Raw genomic sequence first — 18,839 nt, forward strand, 5'->3', positions numbered from 1 at the left:
CCGGTTGAAGCATTCCGCATCGTGCGTCGCCTGGCTCCCGCCGGTGGCGTACGCGGCGCGCAGCTCGGACGGATGTGCAAGGTGGCTCTCCGCACATAGGTTTGGCTGCGCGCCACCCATCGGGCGGAACGGGTTTAGATCCGCAAGCCGAATCTGATGCCGTCATAGATGGCGGCGTGGATGTTGCGTGAGGCGACGGCGTCGCCGATGCGCAAGAGCACGAAGCTGCCTTCGGGGTTGCGTGACGGGAAGATATCGCCGCCGCCGACCAGCCGCTCGTAGTCGACCGCGCCGCCATTCTTCGACAGCGGCTTCAGCGCGAGATAGAGATCGTCGAGCGGGGCTGTGCCATGCTCGACCACCACCTGGTCGACCCGCCTTTCGCCGCGCCAGCCATCGGCAAAGTCGGAGGCCAATTCGGCGACCAGTTGGTTGCCCTCGCGCCGCACCGAGCGCAACCTGGTGTTGATGGTGATGGTGACGCCCTTTTCCTGGAAGGCACGCATATAGGGAACGTGGTTCATGCCGCCCATTTCGGGGGCGAAGAAACGTTCCGGCGAAACCAGTTCCAGCTTTGACCCGGCATTGGCGATCAGCTCCGCCGCGCCCATGCCCTGGTGGCCGCCATTGTCGTCGAAGAGCAGCACATTTTCGGCCGGCTTGACGCTGCCGGCCATGATGTCCCAACTCGAGGTCACGAGATTATCGCCTGATGTCAGCGGCGGGTTTTGCGGCAGACCACCTGTCGCAATCACCACCACGTCGGGCTCCAACGCCAGCACATCGCCCTGCTCGGCCCATGTATCGTAGCGGATCGCGACGCCGAGCCGGTCGAGTTCGGCCAGCCGCCAGTCGATGATGCCGATCAGCTCCTTGCGGCGCGGGTTCTGCGTCGCCAGCCGGACCTGACCGCCGGCCTGGCCGGAGGCTTCGAGCACCGTGACGTCATGGCCGCGTTCGGCCATGACGCGGGCTGCCTCCAGCCCGCCTGCCCCCGCGCCAACGACGACGACTTTCCGCTTAGGCCCTTCTGTCTTGACAATGATGTGCGGAATTTCGGCCTCGCGACCGGTCGCCGCATTGTGGACGCACAGCGCCTCGCCGCCTTCATAGATGCGGTCGAGGCAGTAGGTGGCGCCGACGCAGGGGCGGATTTCGTGCTCGCGGCCTTCCATGACCTTCTTGATGATGTGCGGATCGGCGATATGGGCGCGAGTCATGCCGACCATGTCGAGCTTGCCAGTGGCGATGGCATAGCGCGCGGTGGCGACATCGGAAATCCGCGCCGCATGGAAGGTAGGGAATTTCGTCGCCGCCCTCACCTCACCGGCGAAGTCGAGATGCGGCGACGAGCGCATGCCGGTCACCGGGATGACCTTGGTGAGCGCTGCGTCGGTCTCGATCGAGCCGCGTATGATGTTGAGGAAATCGACCTTGCCGGAGCCGGCGAGCCGCCTGGCGATCTCGATGCCCTCTTCCTTCGACAGGCCTTTCTCAAAATCCTCGTCGGCGACCATGCGGATGCCGACGACGAATTTTTCGCCGACCGCCGCCCGTACCGCATCCAGCACCATGTCGGTGAAGCGCAGCCGGTTGTCGAGCGAACCGCCGAACTCGTCGTCGCGCTGGTTGGTGGCCGGCGACCAGAAGCCGTCCATCAGATGGCCGTAGGATTCGAACTCGATGCCGTCGAGGCCGGCGGCCTGGCAGCGCTGCGCGGCGGACGCATAGTCGGCGACGATGCGTTCGATGTCCCAGTCCTCGATGGTTTTGGGAAAGGCGCGGTGCGCAGGCTCGCGCACCGGCGAGGCCGACAGCACCGGCAGCCAGTCGGCCTTGTTCCAGCCGGTGCGGCGGCCGAGATGGGTGATCTGGATCATCACCTTGCAGTCATGTTCGTGGCAGGCGTCCGCCAGTTCGGCCAGCCATGGCACGATGCGGTCGTCATAGACATGCAGATTGCCGAAGGCGGCCGGGCTGTCGCGCGAGACGATGGCCGAGCCTGCCGTCATGGTCAGCGCCATGCCGCCCCTGGCCTTTTCGGCATGATAGAGCCGGTAGCGCTCCTTCGGCATGCCGTCCTCGGAATAGGCCGGCTCATGACTGGTCGACATCACCCGGTTCTTCAGCGTCAGGTGCTTGAGCTGGTAAGGTTGGAGAAGCGGGTCGTTGCTGGTCATCGTCTTCCTGCCGTTTCAAATTATGTGGGAGCGCAACGCTCCCGCTTCTATTTCACGCAGCGGATTCGTCCGAAAACCGCTGCACGCCTTGCCGTCCGGTGCTAATGAGCGCGCCGCGCCCGATTGAATGCGGCGCCAAATGATTGCGCCGCCGCCCCTCGAACCATCGGCGGCGGCAAGGAGTTGCCCATGACCGACGCCAAAAACCTTACCCAGCTCGGCAAGCACGTCGAGCCGCCACAGAGCCCCGAACAGGCGGTCCTGGAGGCCGTGCCGTTCCAGCGCGGCGATGGCCCGCCGGCGATCGTGCGCTTCACCTGCCCGGAATTCACTTCGCTCTGTCCCGTCACCGGCCAGCCCGATTTCGCCCACATCGTCATCGACTATGCGCCCGACCAGACGCTGGTGGAATCGAAGTCGCTGAAGCTGTTCATGACCTCGTTCCGCAACCATGGCGCCTTCCATGAGGAGTGCACGGTGATGATCGGCCGCCGCATCGTCGAGGTGACGAAACCGCTCTGGCTGCGCGTCGGCGGCTACTGGTTCCCGCGCGGCGGCATCCCGATCGACGTCTTCTGGCAGACCGGCGCCCCGCCCAAGGACGTATGGCTGCCCGATACGGGCGTTGCGCCCTATCGCGGACGGGGCTGAAATCTGTTGCGAGAAGTCGGCGGGACAGCGCCCCCCTCTGTCCTGCCGGACATCTCCCCCACAAGGGGCCTGTTGCGTTATTAGGCTTTGGACGCCCGGAGAGACGGCAGGGGCGCAGCGAGGTGGTTTCCGGCGCGGGTTTGCGGCCGGATGGGGTAGGAGTTGGCGTATTCGGTGGATTTCGGGCGCAGTGCGACCCAGGCTCAGGTGGCCAGCGTCACCCAGCGGCGCATGTTGAACGCCATGGCCGCGATGAGGATCTGTCCTGCCGCCTTGGCCAGGCCGCGATAGCGAATGGCGCAAAGTCGCATGCGGTTCTTCAAGGTGGCGAAGGTCGTCTCGACGGCAAAGCGCTGCCGGGCGATCAGCTGGTTGAACTGCTTCAGGCGCGCCGGCAGGCGCGGATGATGTTTGTTGGCTCGCCGCATCAGCCGCGGCTTGATCCCGCGCTGCCTCAGCGACAGTTCGCGCGCCTTGGTGTGGTAGGCCGCATCCGCCAGCACCGCGCCTTCGTCGCCACAGATCAGATGATCTGCTTCGACCGTGTCGTTGACGTTGGCCGCTGTCGTCCTCACCCGGCGGATCAGACCAGAACCCTGGTCGACACCGACATGGGCCTTGTAGCCGTAGGAGGAGCCAGGCTTGCCCTGCCGGCGCGTAAAGCCGGCATCGGGATCGCCGACCTCGCCCACCTCCTGCGCGGCTCCACCGGGTGGCCGTGCCGCCGCCGTCTCGATCACCGTGGCATCGAGCATCGTGCCGCGCCGCAGGATCAGCCCGGCTTTGTCCAACTGATGGTCCAGTTCGCCAAACAGCTTCTCCAGAAGCCCGGCCTCGACGAGAAGACTGCGAAAGCGGTTGAGCGTGGTGTGGTCGGGCACCGTCTCGTCGAGCGTCAGCCCAACGAAACGGCGGAACGACAGCCGATCGGCGAGTGCCTCCTCCAGTTCGCTGTCCGACAGCCCATACAAGGATTGCAGCAGAAGCGCCTTGAACATCACCAGCGAATTGTACGCAGGCCGCCCTGGCCCAGCCGGCGAGCGCAGCCGCGCCAGGATCTTCTCGAAGCGATACCACTTCACCAGCGACGACAGCCGGTCCAGCCGACCGAGCCGACCAAGACCCTGTGGCAGCAGAGCCTCCACAAAACTGAACTGACCGCTCGGCTTTGTCGTCATCGCAAAATCCCCGTTTCAAAAACAGGGAATCATATCCACCCAATTTTGCAACAGTCCCACAAGGGGGGAGATTGGCAGCTTCGGCGCTCCGCTTATGCTGCACCGTTGGAGGTTGGCGAAAACCAGCGTGACATCTGATCTCCCCCCAAGTGGGGGAGATGGCCGGCAGGCCAGAGGGGGGCGCGAAGGATCGCCGCCCCTGATCTTCAATCACCATCATCACTCGCACTGGTACTGGCTCAGCGCCCATTCGCCGGTCACCGAGAGCAGGTCGGATATCTTCCAGGCGCCGTCGACCTTCTTCAGCTTCCACTCCAGCCGGTGCTGATTGCCTTCGACGACGAAGGCGACCACAACCTTGGCCTGATCACCATTGACGGCCTCGATGCTCTTCAGGCTCTTGTCGATTGCAAGCTTGTCGTAATCGGCATTGTCGAGCGCCATGTTGGCGTCGAGGCATTCGCCCTGCCCCGACGCCCGCAGCGCATCGCTCTTGTCGAGCACGGTCTTGGCTGGATCGACGAAGTTCTTGCGCTGGGTCGGATCGAGCTCCAGCCCGAGACGTTCGTAGAACGGCTTGACGACTGCCGTCGGCGAGCCCGGCAGGACCGGCGCGGCCGGCTCGGATGGCGGCCATGCCAGGGGTGGCGTCGCCGGCTCCACTGCATTGCCAGGTGGATTTGCAGGCTGTGCGCCGTCCGGCACTGTCTCGGCCGGTGCATTTGCCGGTGGCGGACCGAGCAGCCCTTGAGCCAAGGCACCACCGTTCAGCCCTCCTGCCGCCAGCATCGATAGAGTCGGCAACGCCAAAGCGAGACAGCGCGTCGCCATCACTCCGGCGCTTTGTCGGGCATGCATTCGAGCGCGCTCAGCGTCCAGTTGCTGGTCTTGGAGGAGATGTCGGCGACCTTCCATTTGCCGTCGATTTTCTTCAGCGACCACAGCATTTCGCGTTTGGACTCATCGCCTTCCGCAAAAAGGCTGAACGTCGCCGTCACCTCGGCCGTATCGCCGTTGACGGCCTCTGCCAGCTTCAATGTCCTGGCAATCGTCTTCTGGTCGAAATCCTGTGCGTCGAGGCCAGGATCGAAGTCGAGGCAGGCGACCTCGTCGGGCTTGTTCTTCTGCGCCTGGTCGTTGAGATCGAAGAGTTTCGTCACCGGCTCGGTGAAGCGGTCGCGGTATTTGGCGTCGCCTTCGAATTTCACTTCAGGCACATAAAAGAACTTCACGACGTTCGAAGCCGGCCCGGCCAGCGCGGCGCAAGGCAAGGCAATCGACATGGCAGCGGCCAGCACTATCGGTCTCATGCAGGATCTCCGGATGTTCGGCGGCGTGGTGGCAAGATCGCCACCACGCATCCTGCATATCGGCTTTTTTGCGGCTCATGAAGCCTAGGCGCGCTCAGGCATCCAGCCAGACGTTGTGGAAGTCCATTTCGTAGGTCTGGTGCATCGAGTAGTTCTTCACCTTCTTGTTCATATGACAGTAGAGCTTCTGCCAGAACGGCTGGATGATGACGCCGGAGTCCTGCAGGATCGCCTCGACATCCTTCATCACCTCCTTGCGCTTGGCGGGATCGGCCAGCGAAAGCGCCTCCTTGAGCTTGGCGTCGAAGTCCGGATTGGAAAAGGCCGTTTCGTTCCAGGCCTCGCCGCTGCGGTAGCCGAGCGCCAGCACCTGCACGCCGAGCGGGCGCATGTACCAGATGGTCATCGAATAAGGATATTTCGTCCAGTCGTTCCAGAAGGTCGAGCCCGGCAGCACGGTGCGCTTCACCTTGATGCCGGCGTCGCGCAGCTGGCCGGCAATGGCGTCGCCGGTGTTCTTCTGCCATTCGTCCTCGACGGTTATCAGCTCGTGCTCGAAGTCGGCCTGGCCTGCCTCCGCCATCAGCTTCTTGGCGCCGGCGGCGTCGCGCTCCTTCTTGGGCAGCGGGTAGTATTCGGGATGGATCGGGCTGACATGGTGGTTCTCGCCGACCGTGCCGCGGCCATTGTAGCCGAGTTGCATGACCTGGTTGTTGTCGACCGCCATCTGCAGCGCATTGCGCACCCGCTTGTCGTCATAGGGCTTGTGGGTGACGTTGGTGCGGGCAACGAGCGTGGTCGCCGTCGCGACCTCCGACTTCACCAGGCCCATCTTGTCCAGCGGGTCGATGTAGTCGGCCGGCGTTTCGAAATCGACATCGATCTCGCCGGAATCGAAGGCATTGAGCGTGGCGTTGAAGTCGGTGCCGTAGTCGATGAACTCAACGCCGTCGAGCGGCGCCTCGCCACCCCACCACTTGCCGTTCTCGCGGCGCTTGACGACCGCTTTCTGGCCGACATCGTAGGAGACCAGTTCGAATGCTCCGGTGCCGACCGGCTTCTTGATCGGGTCGGCGCCATCCTTGTCGAAGTCGCGATGCACCACCAGCGCCGGATAGTCGGTGAAGCCTGGGATGATGGCGATATCGGCTTCGTTGAGCTTCAGCTTGACCGTGTGGTCGTCGACCTTGGTGATGGCTCCATCCTTGGCCTTTCCGGTCTTGGTGTCGATGAGCGCGCCGACGCGGGCGGCCATGGAATTGCCGGAAGCGCCCTTCTCGCACCAGCGGTTCAGGTTGGCGACGACGTCATCGGCGTTGAAGGCGTCGCCATTGTTCCAGGTGACGCCCTTGCGCAGATGCAGCGTGTATTCGGTGGCGTCGTCATTGATGTCCCAGCTTTCGAGCAGGACCGGCTCGAAAGTGAACTGGTGCGTGTAGCGCACCAGCGGCTCAAGCCAGGTGCGGGTGACGTTCGCCATCTCCGTCCAGTCATAGGTGCGCGGATCCTTCTGCGCCTTGACCGACATGGCGACATGCAGCGTCCCGCCCTTCTTCGGCTCGTCGGCCAGCGCCTTGGTCGGCGCGGCAAGGCCGAGCATGCCATAGGCAAATGCCGTCGATGCGCCAAAGGCGCTGGCCAGCGCCAGGAATTCGCGCCGATCGACGCGGCCCGCCCGCGCCTCCTCGGCCATCGCCTCTATAGCGGCCGGAACCCGGTCACCATTGCTTCTGAAAAGTGTCATTTTCTTCCTCCCATTGTTACAGTCGTAGCTACTTGCTTTGCGATCCCTGGCCAGGTTTACGCCCGCCCGGCAATTTCACACCTTCGTCCGCTTCATCGGCCAAGTGTCCGCCACGCGGTAGCCGGACGGCCAGGGATCCTGAGGGTCGAGCATGTGCTGGTGTATGCCGGTGATCCAGGCGCGGCCGCTGATCTGCGGACGGATGGCGGGCGTTTCGGCAACTTTGCTGGCGCCGAGAATTTTCCCATGAAACTCCGACCCTATGATGGATACGCCGGTAAAATGATCCTCCAATGCCATCTCGCCTTTGGCATGCAGGATTGCCATGCGCGCCGACACCGCCGTTCCGGTCGGCGATCGGTCGAGTTTGCCCGGCTTTATGGAAACGACCGACTTTGCGACGAGGCTGTTGCCGTCACGCGCGATTGCGCCCGCAAAGAGACAAAATGAATGGTGGCGCCAGTCAGGGCGCTCAGGGTGGAAGAATGCCATCTGCTCATTGGCCGCGTCGGTGATGCGCACTCCAAGTTCGGCGAGATCGCGCGCCTCATCGGTTGCCAATGCCAATCCGAGGGCAGACGCGTCCACCACCACGAAACTGTCGCCTCCATAGGCTGTGTCGACCGCGATGGTGCCGAGGCCTTTCACCTCCAGCGGTTCGCCGAGCCTGCTGGCGAAAGACGGTACGTTCTCAACGCTGATGCGCTGGGCTTTGCCCCCAGCACACTCGGCCCGCACGCGCACCAAGCCGCCAGGCGCTTCAAGGACCATTTCCGTCACCGGCTCCTGCATGGGCAGGATTCCCGTGTCCAGAATTACCGTCGATACGCAGATCGAGTTGGAGCCGGACATTGGCGGCGTATCTTCCGGCTCCATTATGATCCAAGCCATCTGCGCGTCGGGATGCTTGGGAGGTACCAGGAGATTGACGTGGCGGAAGACGCCGCCGCGTGGTTCATTGAGGACGAAATTACGAAGTCCGTTGTCTTGCGCAATCCATTTGCGCTGATCCCAGATGGTGCCTCCAGGCGGAGGCGACACACCGCCAACGATCACGTCCCCGACTTCGCCCTCCGCATGGCAGGAAACAACATGGATGACTTTCGTGCTTCGCATTTGCGATATCCAGGGGCGATTTCTTAATGGATATCGTATACGATGTCTGATACCTGTCAAGCTCCGGTTAAAAGCGAGGGTGCCAACCGTGATTGAACGCTCCTGCCTAAAAGAGCCCGACGACAGGCTGCGGCGTCCGAAGACTGGAACTGAGTAAGATCGCGACCGCATTTGATCGCGAACATCGTCTACGATATCTATGCCCTCAAATCCGAAGCGCCTTGCGGAGACCCTGTCCGTGCCATTTGCAGTTGCTGACCTTCCCGATCTGGGGGCCGCGCCGACCGCTTCCGACGTGGTTTTGAAATTCATACGCGGAGCAATCATTTCGGGATCGCTGGATGAGGGCGAGCCAATCAGGCAAGACGACGTTGCCCGCATGTTCAACATCAGCAAGATTCCCGTGCGCGAAGCTTTGAAGCGGCTCGAAGCAGAGGGCTTCGTGGCGTTCCAGCGGAACAAGGGCGCAATTGTCGCCAGCATGTCTGAGCCGGAGATCGTGCAGATCTTCGAGGTCCGGGCGATGCTGGAATCGAACGCAATTCGGCTGTCCCTCCCGCATATGAACGAGAAGACTTTCGAAAAGGCGCAGGCAAGTTGCGATGCCTTCGCGAAGGAAACGGATGTCGGCCGCTGGGCGGAACTAAACTGGGAGTTCCATTCCAGTCTTTATCTAGACGCCGAGCGACCATATCTCCTCCGCATGATCCGGTCGGTGAATGATCGCATTGAACGCTATCTGCGCGTTCAACTGACGATTTCCGGCGGTCATGAGCTTGCGGACCGCGAACATCGCGAAATTCTGGCCGCTTGCCGCGCCGGCGACACCGAGCATGCCGTGAAGTTGGTCCACGATCATATCATGAATGCCTGTCAATCGCTTCAGAAACACCTGGCAGGCCGCCAAGCCCGCGGCGGGTGAGCCACTGGGTTGCCATCAGTCATGATTGCCGACGGCCTCCGCCCATTCTCTATCAACTAACGCTGTCGGGCAGCTTTTCCTCACGCCGCGCGATAAAATCCGCGAGACCCTCGGCAATGCCGTCGTCGAGCCTCGGCTCCTGGTAGTCGGCAAGCATGTTACGGGCTTTCTCGCGGCCGCGCGTGTCGTGGTCCTTGGCGCCTTCGGCCTTCCACTGTTCGTAGGAGTTGAAGTCCATGATCGAGGGCATGAAGAAAGCGGACTCGAAATGCTCGAGCGTGTGCTGGGTGCCGAGGAAATGCCCCTGCGGCCCGACCTCGCGGATCGCGGCAAGCGCTTCCTTGAAGTCGTCGAACGGCAGGCCGCCGGCATATTTGTACCAGCCGACGAGTTGCTCGCAGTCGGTGGCGAATTTCGAGTAGCCGCAGGTGAGTCCCGCCTCCAGCCAACCGGCGGAGTGCCAGATGTAATTGGCGCCGGCGAGGATCGCGGCATGCATCAGCATGTTGGATTCGTAGCCTGCCTGGGCGTCGTTGAGCTTGGAGCCGACATGGAAGCCGGAGGTGCGCCAGGGCAGTTTGTATTTCCGCGCCAGCGCGCCCATCAGATACATCATCTGGGCCGCTTCCGGGGTGCCGCCCATCGGCGCGCCGGTCTTCATATCGACGGTCACCATGAACTGGCCGTAGATCTGTGGCGAACCCGGGCGCAGCAGCTGGGTGAAGGCGACGCCAGCCAGCGCTTCGGCATTGACCTGCGCCACCGCGCCGACAGCCGACGCCGAGGTCGATGCGCCGCACAGCGCGAACGGCGCCAGGATTAGCGGCTGGTTGTGGCGGGCATAGACTTTCATGGCGTCCAGCATGGTTGCGTCCCACACCAGCGGCGAATTGCAGTTGGTGATGGCCACCAGCACCGGATTTTCGCGGACGAACTCGTCTCCGAAGACCAGCCCAGCCATCGCCATCGTATCCTCGGCCCGCTCCTTGGAAGTGACGATGCCCATGAACGGCTTGTCGGAGTGCTTCAGCGCCGAATGGATGATGTGGAGATGCCGTTTCGGCACGGCGATTTCCATCGGCTCGCAAATGATCGAGCTCGACGAATGCAGCGCCGGCGCCATGTAGGCGAGCTTGTGGAAATTGTTGAGGTCTTCAAGCGTGCCGTAGCGCCTGTTGTTGTCGAGGTCGCGCACATAGGGCGCGCCATACATCGGCACGAAGACCGAGTTCTTGCCGCCGACGCGCACGGTGCGTTCGGGATTGCGCGCGTTGAGCGTGAACTCCGAGGGGACCTTCGAGACCAGTTCCATCAGGAGGGCGCGGTCGATGCGGACACGTGTCTCGGACACGTCCGCGCCTGCCGCCTTCCACATGGCAATGGCTTCGTCGTCGCGGAACTCGCATCCGACTTCTTCGAGGATGGCAAGCGATTCCTGGTGGATCAGCTCGACCGCCTCATCCGGGACCATCTGATAGGCAGGGATCTGGCGGACCAGGGTCGGGAATGAGGTGACGGGTGCGCTCCTCAGCGCCTTGCGCCCGAGGCGGCCACCCCCGCGGCGGTGGGTCTGCTCGGTCTCAGCGGCCGGTGCGTTCATGGAACCTCCCTTGCGTCCTATGCAGCCAAGTTAGCGAGACGAAATATGGATGTGACGCTGGAAAATCCTGATCTCTTGTATAAGTTCAGCTTATGCGAAGCCTGCGCCACCTCCTGCCGTCGGCCGGCAGCCTGATCGTCTTCGAGGCGGCGGGCCGGCTGTCGAGCTTCACCGCCGCCGGGCGCGAGCTCGGCATGACGCAGGCCGCCGTCTCCTATGCGGTGCGTGGACTGGAGGAACAACTCGGCGCCCAGCTGTTCCAGCGCCGCCATCGGCAGGTCATCCTGACGGAGGCCGGCGAGCGTTTCCATGCCGATGTCTCGCTCGGTCTGTCGCATATCCGCAAGTCGGCGGAGGACCTTCGGCTGCAGGTGACCGGCGGCCATGTGACGGTTGCGGCGTCGACGGCTTTCGGCTCGTTCTGGATGATGCCCCGCCTGCAACAGTTCCGCGACGAACTGCCCGGTATCGACCTGCGCATCCAGACAGCCGACCGCGACCTCGACATCATCGCCGAAGGCATTCCGCTTGGCGTGCGCGGCGGCCTGCCGAAGCAATGGGCGGACTATCATTCGCTGCCTTTGGCCGCCGAGGAGATCTTCCCGGTCGCTGGGCCCAGCTATCTCGCAAAGTTCGGCCTGCCGGCGACCGTCGCCGAACTGGCCAAGCACCGGCTCATCCATCTGGAAGAGCCCTATCGCGAGGCCGCCAACTGGGACGAATGGTTTCAGTCGGCCGGCGCCAGCCTGAGCGATGCTGGTCGCGGCCTGCGCATCAACGACTATGCGTTGGTGATCCAGGCCGTCATGGAAGGACAAGGCATTGCGCTCGGCTGGCGGCATCTGGTCGAGCGGCTGGTGGCATCGGGTCTGCTGGTGCCGGTGACGGATCATGTGCTCAAGACCGGCAACGTGTTTTACGTGATCTGGCCGAAGAACCGCGAGCTGAGCGAGAATGCGCGCAAGGTCAGGGATTGGCTGGCGGCGCAGGCGTAATGTCGTTTCACTGATCCACCGCCAGCGCAATTCTGCCCCTCCCCCTAAGCCTTCGAATCCGCCTATAGTGCCCGATGCCCATTCGCCAGCTTTCCGAAACGATGATCAACCAGATCGCCGCCGGCGAAGTCATCGAGCGTCCGGCGAGCGTGGTGAAGGAACTGGTCGAGAACGCGCTCGATGCCGGCGCCACGCGAGTCGAGATCGTTACCGCCGGCGGTGGGCTGAACCTGATCCGCGTGACCGATGACGGCTCGGGCATCCCCGAACCGGAGCTTTCGCTGGCGATCGCGCGCCATTGCACCTCCAAGCTTGCCGACAACATTCACGACATCCGCTCGCTCGGCTTCCGCGGCGAGGCGCTGCCGTCGATCGGCTCGGTGGCGCGGCTGTCGATCCGCTCGCGCACGGCCTCCGGTGATGCGGCCGCTGAGATCGGCATCGAAGGTGGCCGGGTTTCGGCGGTGAAGCCAGCGGCTGCCAACCGTGGCACCACGGTCGAGGTGCGCGACCTGTTCTTCGCCACGCCGGCAAGGCTCAAATTCATGAAAGGCGAGCGGGCGGAAAGCTCGGCGACCAGCGATGTGGTCAAGCGCATCGCCATCGCCTTCCCCGCCGTGCGCTTCACGCTGGCCGGCTCCGACCGCTCGACGCTGGAATTGCTGGCGACCGACGACAGCGCGGAAGGCAGCCTGCGCCGCGTCGCCCAGGTCATGGGCGCCGAGTTCCCCGACAATTCCATTGCCATCGACGCCAGCCGCGACGGCGTGCATCTGACCGGCCACGTCTCGATCCCGTCCTTCACCCGCGCCAACGCCCTGCAGCAATATGCCTATGTCAACGGCCGGCCGGTGCGCGACAAGCTGATCGCCGGCGCCATTCGCGGCGCCTTCGCCGATGTGCTGCCGCGCGACCGCCATGCTGTCACCGTGCTGTTCCTGACGCTCGATCCGGCGACCGTCGACGTCAACGTCCACCCGGCCAAGGCCGATGTGCGCTTCCGCGACCCCGGCCTAGTGCGCGGGCTGATCGTCGGCGCCATCCGCGAGGCGCTGGCCGATGCAGGCATCCGCGCTGCCACCAGCGGGGCTGCCGGGATGATGGCAGCGTTCCGGCCGGGTGCTGCGTCGTATGCCCATGCCGGCCCGGCCAATGGTCATCGCAGCTACGACGCGGCCACTCGCGCGTCGGGCTTTGCCGGTTTCGACCGCTCGCCGCAGCGGCCGCTGGATATGGGCTTCGACGGCTTTCGCGAAAACGATCAGGCGGCGTTCGATGCCGGCCCGCTCGCCAGCGCCGACGCGCGTGCCGGCACAGCCGAACCGGCCGAGACGCTGCTTGGCACAGCACTGGGTGCTGCCCGCGCGCAGGTGCATGAGAACTATATCGTGGCGCAAACCAGGGATTCGCTGGTTATCGTCGACCAGCATGCGGCGCATGAGCGGCTGGTCTATGAGGCGCTGAAGAATGCGCTGCATTCGCGCGCGGTGCCGTCGCAGATGCTGCTGTTGCCCGAGATCGTCGACCTGCCGGAGGAGGATGCCGAGCGGCTGGCTTTGCACTCCGAAACGCTGGCCCGCTTCGGCCTCGGCATCGAGCGCTTCGGCCCTGGTGCAGTGGCGGTGCGAGAGACGCCGTCAATGCTGGGCGAAACCGATGTCCAGCAGCTGGTGCGCGACCTCGCCGACGAGATCGCCGACAACGACACGGTCGAGACGCTGAAGGAGCGGCTGGACAAGATCGCGGCCACCATGGCCTGCCACGGCTCGGTCCGTTCCGGCCGCCTGCTCAAACCCGAAGAGATGAACGCGCTGCTGCGCCAGATGGAAGCCACGCCCGGCTCCGGCACGTGCAACCACGGCCGCCCGACCTATATCGAGCTCAAGCTCGCCGATATCGAGCGGCTCTTCGGGCGGCGGTGAGCCTGTGAGCGGTGAGATAGGCTCAACACTCCAATTCAGCTTCGAAGCCGAAGTGATCTACTGGCGGGGGCCCTCGCCATACTTCTTCGCGCCAATCCCCGAGCAGCATGGCGAAGAGATCAAAAAGGTCGCGAAGTTCGCGACCTATGGCTGGGGGGGTGATACCCGTCGAGGCGACTATTGACGGCTTCGTGTTCGGCTCATCGCTGTTTCCCAGAGACGGAAGCTACCTTTTACCGTTGAAGGACGCTGTCCGGCGCAAATGCAATCTGACGGCCGGCGATTTGATTTCCGCTGCCATCGCGATACGCCTTCGCGGACGATAATGGCGCTGCTGGTGGGCAACCAGGCCGAGCGGCGGCGCCGTCATTTCCTCTTGCGGTACTTCTTCGCCTTGGCGCTGTAGACGTATTCTTCCTCATAGCCGGCGCGGCCGTCGCGGAAACTCACGGCGATGATGTCCTTGCCCCGTTCGACGCTCTTCTGGACGTTCCAATAGATCGACGTCATCAGCATGCCGCCATCGCAGTAGTCGTCCTCGCTGACGAACTTGATCGTCTGCACGACTTTTTTCCGCTTCTTGTTGATGACCAGCATCGTCTTCATACAGATCTGGTCGTCGGTCTTGGTGTAGACCCCGGCGAACCTGTCGGTCGCGGTTTGCGTCCAGAACGGTATCTCGACGTTTCCATCGATCACCCCCTCCCCGGTATCGTCAAAGCTCGCGACCTTCTTGAGACTGACCGGCAATTTGTCGGCGCCCTTGTTCCAGCTCCCCGTCAGGACGCCATCGCCGAGTTCGAGAGCAAAAGGGCATCCGGTGACGTCGAAGGGCGTTTTGGAGCCCATGACGATGACGCGCTGGAAGTCCTTGTCATCCGCAATCTCGCAAAGTGAGATGCTGGCGCTGTTGGCTTTGCCGTAGAGCGCGATCGGACTTTGCTTGGCGTCGTAGAAGAGACTGCCCTGGACCGTGAGGCCACTGCCGAACGTGTAGGTCTGCAAGGAGAGATGGACGGGGTTGGGGCCAATGGAGCCTTCATAGTTCTCCACGTGATACCAACCCGCCCAGGCTTTACCGCTGAGCAGCAACAAGCAAAATACGGCCGATACGAACTGCCTTACCATCCCGCCGCCCCCAAGTGAATGCAACTCACCATATCCACCCGGCGGGGTCATGTCTGCATTGCAGCGACACTCGGCTGTCTCGTGAGCCGCCAAACTTCGGCGCGGCTTTCACTTTGATTTGGGAAAGGCGTCCAACCCGCTGATTTAACGCTTCAAATTCACCACGATGACGCCGCCGAGCGCCAGCGCGCCGCCGAGGATGCCGAGCAGCGTCGGGACTTCGCCTAGCCAGAAGAAGCCGATCAGGGCAGACATGGGCGAGACCAGATAGAGGAAGTTTGAAGCGCGCGCCGCCGGGAGACGCGACAGAGCGGTTGCCCAGGCGGCATAGGCGATCAGGCTGGGCACGATGCCGAGAAAGATCACCGCGCCGATCCCGGCTGTATTGGCGACCGCTGCCTGCGCAAAGCCGCTTGGCAGAAAGGGCGCCAGACAAAGAGCACCGAGGATCATGTTCGAGGCCGAGATGGTCAGCGGGTGATGGCGGGCAAACAGCGGCTTCTGGACGATCGTGTTGACGGCCGAGCACAGCGCCGAGCCAAGAACCAACAGCGCGCCGGTGTCGAAATGCAGGCCATTGCCGTCGGCCACGGCGATGATGCCGATGCCGGTAAAGGAAATGGCCGTGCCGAACCAGGCCCAGCCTGAGAAGCGCTCGCCGAGCAATGCCATCGCCATGATCGCGGTAAAGATCGGGCTGACATTGATGATGAAACCGGCGGCACCTGCCGACACGCTCAGTTCGCCGTAGTTGAGCATGACAGTGTAGAGCGCGACGAAGATGGCGCCGCCAAAGACGAGGCGCCACACTTCGTCGAGCCGCGGCAGCGCCGGGCGCTTGACGGCAAGAAAGATGGCCGCCGGCACCGCGGCAATGGCAAAGCGCAGCGCACCGAGTTCCAGCGGCCCGAAGGCGGCGAGGCCGGCCCTGATGGCGGGAAAGGCCGAAGCCCAGCCGACCACCGTCAACGCCACCGCGATGGCTGCCGTGGTGTCCATCCGCTGTGTCGGATTCGACGTGCTGGTGGTTGCGCTCATCTGTCTGTCCTCAGGTTTCTAGGGGGGTTGAAAGGCAGAAAGCGCCTTTTCGGCGCCGTTGACAAACGATCAAATCGAGGATCACCTGTGACTATGGATCACAGCTCAGACACAATGGTTCCGCTCGAGACACTGCGCGCCTTCGATGCGGCGGCACGCACCGGGAGCTTTTCGGCCGCGGCCGAGAAACTCAACATCACCCATGGCGCCGTCAGCAGGCAGATCGCCAAGCTGGAGGACTGGCTGGGTCTGAAAGTGTTCGACCGCGGCGCGCGCGGCGTCTCCCTGACCATCGAGGGCAACCGCCTGCATCTGCGCACGGCGGAAGCCTTTGCTCTGATCTCCACCCATTCCGACCGCTGGGTCGAACCGCGCGGCACCGCCGTGGTGCGGCTGACCTCGATCCCGTCGGTCAGTGGGCTGTGGCTGATGCCGCGCATGGCGGCGCTGGAGAACAATCCCAGCAAGCTGCGCATCGTCCTCGATGTCGACATCCGCCAGGCCGACCTTGCCGATGAAGGCATCGACCTGTCGATCCGTTGCGGCCGTGGCGGCATTCCGGGCCGGATCTCGGTGAAGCTGTTCGAGGAATATGTCTTTCCCGTCGCCGCCCCTGGCCTTGCCCGCGAGATCGGCCGCGGCGACCCGGCCCGGCTGCTCAGATTTCCGCTGATCAACGATTCCGACGCTTCCGGCTGGCGCGCCTGGTTTGCCGCGCAAGGCATGGACTATCGCCCGCGCCCTCAAGACCGCCGTTTCGAGGACTACAATCTGGTGCTTGATGCCGCCGCCTATGGGCTCGGCATCGCATTGGCGCGGCCGCCACTAACCGGGCATCAGCTGGATACGGGCCGCATCGTCGCGGTCGACGAGCGCACCGCGCTCAACCCGGTATCGTATTGGCTCGACCGGCCGCTGGGGCGGCCGCGCACGGCTGCCGCCGAACTTTCGCGCCGCATCGCCGTCGAGGCGGGGCTGGCTTTGGACAAGATGGAAGCGTTCCTCGAAGCCGAACGGTAGGATCAACGTTCGGCACTCAGCGCAGCACCAGAACGAAGCCAGCAACCGCGACGGCCAGAAACCCGACCGCCAGCGCCATCAGGCCGACACGCATCTGCCGCCTGTCTCCGGGCCGCGTCGCGTCATTCACTCGCAACGTCGCCTGCCCGCGCTTCGCCGCAGCGTCGGTGCCAGAGGCGCGGCGTCGAGGTGAAACCTCGGGGACGAGAAAGGCCAGCCATGGCAGGCCTGCGGGTTTTGCGGCGGCGCCGTCGTCGACCCGTGCCGGCGGCATATTCAGACCGCTCTGTGCGTCGTCGTTTGCCGGTGCAGGCGCCGCGACTCTTGTCGGCGGCCCCGCATCATCTGGCGCCTCGGCGCCTGGTTCGGCAATTCCCAGATAGGCCTGCAGGACTTCAGTCGATGCTGTCTGCTGCGCCTTGATGGGGGTGGCGGACCACAGTGCCTGCAGCGCCGGCGTCGCTGTCGGCGGCAAAGCTGCGCCGGACGGAGCCGGCGGCTGCGCCAGCGCCTTCACAAGCGCTGCTTTCGCCGGATCGGCCTTGGCCGACGGCATCGCCGCCAATACCATGGCTTCGCGCAGCAGAGCGGTCAAGCGGGCGGATGAAATGTCCATGCCGGTCCCATGAAAACGGGTTCGCGGCACGACAATAGAGCCTCAGCATTGCGTCAAGCTTGACCTTGCCGGCAATTTATGGCGATGAAATCAGCATGAAGTCAGTCACCGCCCCATTTGGCACCACCCCATGATGAACCGCTTCGAAGGCCCTGGCGGCAAGGAAGCCAGGATCCGCTATCTCGACGGCGACTTCCAGGTCACCAGCCCCGGCGCATTCGTGCGCTGCGCGGTGACAGGTGAGAGCATCCCGCTGGACGAGCTGAAATACTGGAGCGTCGCCAGGCAGGAACCCTATGTCAGCGCCGCCGCCTCGCTGCGCCGCGAGATCGAGACGCATCCGGAAATGCGCAGCCGGCGCTGACGCCAGCCCTCCTGCCGAGCCGAACTCAGCCCCGCAACCTCCGCTGGCGCCAGGCATCGAGCGTCTCGTCGATGATGCGCTCCGGAACGTTGTCGAGCTCGAACGTGGCGTCGATCTCCAGCACGTCGAGCTGGCCAAGGAATTCGGCCGACGCTGCGCCATGGCGCAGCCGGGCGGCGTCCTTGGCGGTGGTGACGAGGCCCAGCCCCTCGCGGCGCGCGGTTGCCGCCAGCTCGGTGAGTTCGTCGGGGGCATAGAAATGGTGGTCGGGAAACGACCGGGTCAGCGCCACGTCTGCGCCGGTGCCGCGCAGCGTGTCGAAGAATTTTTCAGGATGGCCGATGCCGGCAAAGGCCAACAAACGCCGACCTGCGAAGCGTTCCCTGCCGGCTGGCTCGGCATGCGCCTCGAAGATCGGCCGGCCGGCGCGCGCCGCCTGGCGCACGACCTGGTCGGCGGCGGTGCCCTCGCCCATCTTCAGCAGCCCGTCGGTGAACACCAGCTGGTCGACAATGTTGGCTCGCAGCGGCCCGCCTGGAATGACGCGGCCATTGCCGATGCCGTAGCGCGCGTCAACGACGACCAGCGCATAATCGATATGGATGCGCGCGCTCTGAAAGCCGTCATCCATAATCAGGAAATCGCAGCCATGGGCTTCCATAAGCAGTTTGGCGCCGGCGGCGCGGTTGGGGCTCACTGCGACCGGCGCATGCTCGGCCAAAAGCAGCGGCTCGTCGCCGACATGCTTGGCGGCGTCGTGATTGATATCGACGACATGCGGCTGCGCGAACGAGCCGCCATGGCCGCGCGACAGGAAACCGGGATTGAGCTGCATGCGCCTGGCCTGCTTTGCCAGTGCGATCGCTACCGGCGTCTTGCCGCTGCCGCCGACGGTGAAATTGCCGACGCAAAGCACTGGCGCGTCGATCTTTTCGCGCGCCGCCCGACGCATGCGACGGCCGGCGACGAGGGCATAGGCGGCCGATAGCGGCGACAACGCAAAGACCCGCCAGTCCGGGGCTTCCCACCAGAAAGGTGGTGCTTCGGAGGCCATC

The 18,839-nt window shown here is 63.8% G+C and carries 19 protein-coding genes; 8 read left to right on the forward strand and 11 right to left on the reverse strand.

The genetic code is table 11. From position 1 onward, the window contains the following. Positions 1–134: 134 nt before the first annotated feature. Positions 135–2,180: an oxidoreductase gene (locus tag ACWGTO_RS21345; RefSeq protein ID WP_454576785.1), complete on the reverse strand. Its 2,046-nt coding sequence runs from the start codon at positions 2,178–2,180 to the stop codon at positions 135–137. On the opposite strand from ACWGTO_RS21345, the gene ACWGTO_RS21350 reads away from it, so the two are divergent. Both ACWGTO_RS21350 and queF read left to right on the forward strand, forming a co-directional pair. Continuing rightward, positions 2,170–2,307: a hypothetical protein gene (locus ACWGTO_RS21350; RefSeq protein WP_454576786.1), complete on the forward strand. Its 138-nt coding sequence runs from the start codon at positions 2,170–2,172 to the stop codon at positions 2,305–2,307. The genes ACWGTO_RS21345 and ACWGTO_RS21350 overlap by 11 nt on opposite strands. Positions 2,308–2,369: 62 nt before the next feature. Beyond that, the gene (gene queF, locus ACWGTO_RS21355) at positions 2,370–2,831 is read left to right on the forward strand and encodes a preQ(1) synthase (protein ID WP_454576787.1); all 462 of its coding nucleotides are present in this window, start codon (positions 2,370–2,372) and stop codon (positions 2,829–2,831) included. A gap of 203 nt (positions 2,832–3,034) precedes the next feature. Here the strand turns inward: queF and ACWGTO_RS21360 are convergent, their stop codons facing one another. From ACWGTO_RS21360 to ACWGTO_RS21380, 5 genes are all read right to left on the reverse strand, one after another. After that, entirely contained in the window at positions 3,035–4,009 is a 975-nt protein-coding gene (locus ACWGTO_RS21360; protein WP_454576788.1) for an IS5 family transposase, read from the reverse strand. Positions 4,010–4,228: 219 nt separating this feature from the next. Next, the gene (locus ACWGTO_RS21365) at positions 4,229–4,840 is read right to left on the reverse strand and encodes a hypothetical protein (protein WP_454576789.1); all 612 of its coding nucleotides are present in this window, start codon (positions 4,838–4,840) and stop codon (positions 4,229–4,231) included. Continuing rightward, positions 4,840–5,319, reverse strand: coding sequence for a DUF3828 domain-containing protein (locus ACWGTO_RS21370; protein WP_454576790.1), 480 nt, complete (start codon positions 5,317–5,319; stop codon positions 4,840–4,842). Before ACWGTO_RS21370 ends, ACWGTO_RS21365 begins: the two co-directional genes overlap by 1 nt. 94 nt (positions 5,320–5,413) lie before the next feature. Then, complete coding sequence (locus ACWGTO_RS21375) at positions 5,414–7,063, reverse strand: ABC transporter substrate-binding protein (RefSeq protein ID WP_454576791.1); 1,650 nt, start codon at positions 7,061–7,063, stop codon at positions 5,414–5,416. Between the two features lie 75 nt (positions 7,064–7,138). Continuing rightward, a complete protein-coding gene (locus ACWGTO_RS21380; protein ID WP_454576858.1) occupies positions 7,139–8,179 on the reverse strand; it encodes a trans-3-hydroxy-L-proline dehydratase in 1,041 nt (346 codons plus the stop codon). A gap of 238 nt (positions 8,180–8,417) precedes the next feature. Between ACWGTO_RS21380 and ACWGTO_RS21385 the strand changes: the two genes are divergently transcribed. Continuing rightward, positions 8,418–9,101, forward strand: coding sequence for a GntR family transcriptional regulator (locus ACWGTO_RS21385; RefSeq protein ID WP_454576792.1), 684 nt, complete (start codon positions 8,418–8,420; stop codon positions 9,099–9,101). Between the two features lie 52 nt (positions 9,102–9,153). On the opposite strand, the gene ACWGTO_RS21390 is transcribed toward ACWGTO_RS21385, so the two are convergent. Beyond that, complete coding sequence (locus ACWGTO_RS21390; RefSeq protein ID WP_454576793.1) at positions 9,154–10,701, reverse strand: trimethylamine methyltransferase family protein; 1,548 nt, start codon at positions 10,699–10,701, stop codon at positions 9,154–9,156. 92 nt (positions 10,702–10,793) lie between these two features. Between ACWGTO_RS21390 and ACWGTO_RS21395 the strand changes: the two genes are divergently transcribed. From ACWGTO_RS21395 to ACWGTO_RS21405, 3 genes are all read left to right on the forward strand, one after another. Further along, positions 10,794–11,696, forward strand: coding sequence for a LysR substrate-binding domain-containing protein (locus tag ACWGTO_RS21395; RefSeq protein ID WP_454576794.1), 903 nt, complete (start codon positions 10,794–10,796; stop codon positions 11,694–11,696). Positions 11,697–11,770: 74 nt separating this feature from the next. Continuing rightward, a complete protein-coding gene (gene mutL / locus ACWGTO_RS21400) occupies positions 11,771–13,618 on the forward strand; it encodes a DNA mismatch repair endonuclease MutL (protein ID WP_454576795.1) in 1,848 nt (615 codons plus the stop codon). A 146-nt stretch (positions 13,619–13,764) separates the two neighbouring features. Further along, complete coding sequence (locus ACWGTO_RS21405; protein ID WP_454576796.1) at positions 13,765–13,944, forward strand: DUF1905 domain-containing protein; 180 nt, start codon at positions 13,765–13,767, stop codon at positions 13,942–13,944. A 40-nt stretch (positions 13,945–13,984) separates the two neighbouring features. Here the strand turns inward: ACWGTO_RS21405 and ACWGTO_RS21410 are convergent, their stop codons facing one another. Beyond that, the gene (locus ACWGTO_RS21410; protein ID WP_454576797.1) at positions 13,985–14,797 is read right to left on the reverse strand and encodes a hypothetical protein; all 813 of its coding nucleotides are present in this window, start codon (positions 14,795–14,797) and stop codon (positions 13,985–13,987) included. A 93-nt stretch (positions 14,798–14,890) separates the two neighbouring features. After that, positions 14,891–15,784 carry a DMT family transporter gene (locus ACWGTO_RS21415; RefSeq protein WP_454576798.1) on the reverse strand — a complete coding sequence of 298 codons (894 nt, stop codon included), beginning with the start codon at positions 15,782–15,784 and terminating at the stop codon, positions 14,891–14,893. Between the two features lie 93 nt (positions 15,785–15,877). Between ACWGTO_RS21415 and ACWGTO_RS21420 the strand changes: the two genes are divergently transcribed. Then, positions 15,878–16,804, forward strand: a complete 927-nt coding sequence (locus ACWGTO_RS21420; RefSeq protein ID WP_454576799.1) for a LysR substrate-binding domain-containing protein — start codon at positions 15,878–15,880, stop codon at positions 16,802–16,804. Between the two features lie 16 nt (positions 16,805–16,820). Here the strand turns inward: ACWGTO_RS21420 and ACWGTO_RS21425 are convergent, their stop codons facing one another. Then, positions 16,821–17,420 (reverse strand): hypothetical protein, encoded by a 600-nt coding sequence (locus ACWGTO_RS21425; RefSeq protein ID WP_454576800.1) that lies wholly within the window; start codon positions 17,418–17,420, stop codon positions 16,821–16,823. 130 nt (positions 17,421–17,550) lie between these two features. Here ACWGTO_RS21425 and ACWGTO_RS21430 point away from each other — a divergent pair, with 130 nt between their 5' ends. Continuing rightward, complete coding sequence (locus tag ACWGTO_RS21430) at positions 17,551–17,784, forward strand: DUF2093 domain-containing protein (protein ID WP_142866990.1); 234 nt, start codon at positions 17,551–17,553, stop codon at positions 17,782–17,784. Between the two features lie 25 nt (positions 17,785–17,809). Here ACWGTO_RS21430 and lpxK read toward each other — a convergent pair whose 3' ends face one another. Beyond that, positions 17,810–18,838, reverse strand: a complete 1,029-nt coding sequence (lpxK, locus tag ACWGTO_RS21435; protein WP_454576801.1) for a tetraacyldisaccharide 4'-kinase — start codon at positions 18,836–18,838, stop codon at positions 17,810–17,812. Position 18,839: the final 1 nt, after the last annotated feature.

This window comes from Mesorhizobium sp. PL10, assembly GCF_053714315.1.